Below are 2,000 nucleotides of genomic sequence, written 5' to 3'. Positions count from 1 at the left end.
AATCTGCTTGCCTCCAGGGGGCGAGCCCGTAAATGTCCCGTTCCCACCACCCGGGGGGCTGACCAGAGCTGCACCAGCCACGGCCCCCATCCCCGTCAGAACATTGAAAACGCCGTCAGGCACGCCGGCTTCAGTGGCCAGCTGCGCAAACCACAACATGGTCAGTGGCGTGATTTCAGACGGTTTGACGACCACCGAACACCCGGCAGCCAGAGCCGGAAGAACTTTCCATACCCCGATCAGGAGCGGAAAATTCCAGGGCACGATACCCGCCACCACGCCAATCGGCTCCTTGCGCGTGTAAGCAGTATAGCGCGCACCAGGTGGCATCGCGATGGAAACATCCAGGCTCTGACCGGTGATCTTGGTTGCCAGACCTGCCACATACCGGATCCAGCTCTGCGCGCCTCCGGCTTCAAGAATCCGGGACAGCGTAATGGACTGCCCCTGTTCTAGGGTTTCAAGCTGGGCAAGAATCTCTGCATCACGCTCTACCAGATCAGCAAGACGCAGCAGGATCCGTTCACGTTCGGAAGGGCGCATATCGCGCCAGACGCCTTTGTCAAAGCTGCGCTTTGCCGAAGCAACCGCGTGCTGGACATCGTCAAATCCGGCATCCGCCACAGATGACAGGACTTTCCCTGTCGCAGGATTGAAAACGGGCAGACGCGTCTGAACGCTGGAATCGACCCATTGACCATCAAGGTAAAGGCCGTGCTTACGGTCCAGAAACATCTGAACGTCAGGAAGAACGGATGTCACGGTCATAGGAATTCTCTCGTTTTGCACGCGCTATGGCAGAAGGACCAAAGCGATACATCTCGATGCTATTCCGGAATGGTGGATAATTCCACTTATTTATCGAGTTTTTGTTTCACGTGCCTTATGCGCACGGAAACACCCCGTGACCTGGGGTTACGACCTTTTGTGCAGTGAGCAGACGTTGCGACAGATTTCAGTAGATATTGTCGTAGATCTGGCGGGTCATCGCCATGAAGGCCTGTATCTCCTCATCCGACGCGTCGCCGAAAGCACGTTCGAAAATATGTCCGGCCTTGGCACGAACCTGAGAGAGCGCAGCCCTACCCTTCTCGGTCAGGCGGACTTCCGTCACCCGGCCATCCGTCTGGGAGACGCATGTCCTGACCAGATCCTCGCTTTCCATCCGATAAATCAGCTTGGTCATGGTAGACACACGGATCACCGCAAGATCCGCAATCCGGCTTATGGTCGCAAACTCATATTCATGCAGAATATTCAGGACGCGCCAGCGCGGCACATCCATTCCAATCGGTTTTAGATGCGCGTCCATTCGCAAATGATAGAGTCCGACCAGACGAGACAGATGAAAAAACGGCGATGTCTCCGGAGAGAATGCAGGGTCGCCGGGATGCGCCTGCCGCCAGGTCTTGCCACGTCTCAAGTCATATTCCTATCAGATCGGTCATGAATATTACGACTAGCCGATAGTTTCAGAACTGGGAAGAATGATCCTCCACAACCTCATGCATCCCACTCCGATACAGCGCCATTGCAGATCCCAGCGCAAGCAGGAAAACATACACCATGATCCCCGTAACACTGCCCGTTCTGTAATACAGCACGGTCGCCAGGAACGGAGAGATCCCTCCTGCCAGGGTGGAGCCCAGTTCATGCGCCAGCGCTACTCCCGAATACTGGCAAAATGGGGGAAAGAGGCGCTCAAGCAGTATGGGCTCCACCGCGATCATGGGGGCATGGCCCAACATCATGATTAAAACAAACCCTCCAATCACCGCGACAGGCTGTCCTGTAGACACCACCCAGAAAAATGGCACTATCAAAAGGACGAGAGCACAGATACCCGCCAGATAGACCTGTGCAGCCCCGAACCGGGTTGAAAGCCACCCGAAGAAAGGCATGGCAAGCCCATCTGCGATCAGCCCGCAGGTCATACCCGCAAGCAACAGACTATCCGGCACATGGTGCGCCCGACCGTAAACCAAACCGAACACCGATAT

At 55.8% G+C, this 2,000-nt stretch carries 2 protein-coding genes and 1 pseudogene; all 3 read right to left on the bottom strand.

From position 1 onward, the window contains the following. Positions 1-768: aldehyde dehydrogenase family protein (locus ABF824_RS16100; protein ID WP_415489969.1), on the bottom strand; the 768-nt coding region annotated here is incomplete at its 3' end. A gap of 187 nt (positions 769-955) precedes the next feature. Then, the gene (locus tag ABF824_RS16095; protein WP_415489968.1) at positions 956-1,423 is read right to left on the bottom strand and encodes a MarR family winged helix-turn-helix transcriptional regulator; all 468 of its coding nucleotides are present in this window, start codon (positions 1,421-1,423) and stop codon (positions 956-958) included. A gap of 49 nt (positions 1,424-1,472) precedes the next feature. After that, positions 1,473-2,000, bottom strand: a pseudogene (locus ABF824_RS16090) (MFS transporter); the annotation flags it as partial.

The sequence above is a fragment of the Acetobacter sp. genome (assembly GCF_047721705.1).
Lineage (GTDB): Bacteria > Pseudomonadota > Alphaproteobacteria > Acetobacterales > Acetobacteraceae > Acetobacter.
Note: the sequence above shows the minus strand (reverse complement) of the source record. Positions and strands in the feature narration are given on the sequence as shown.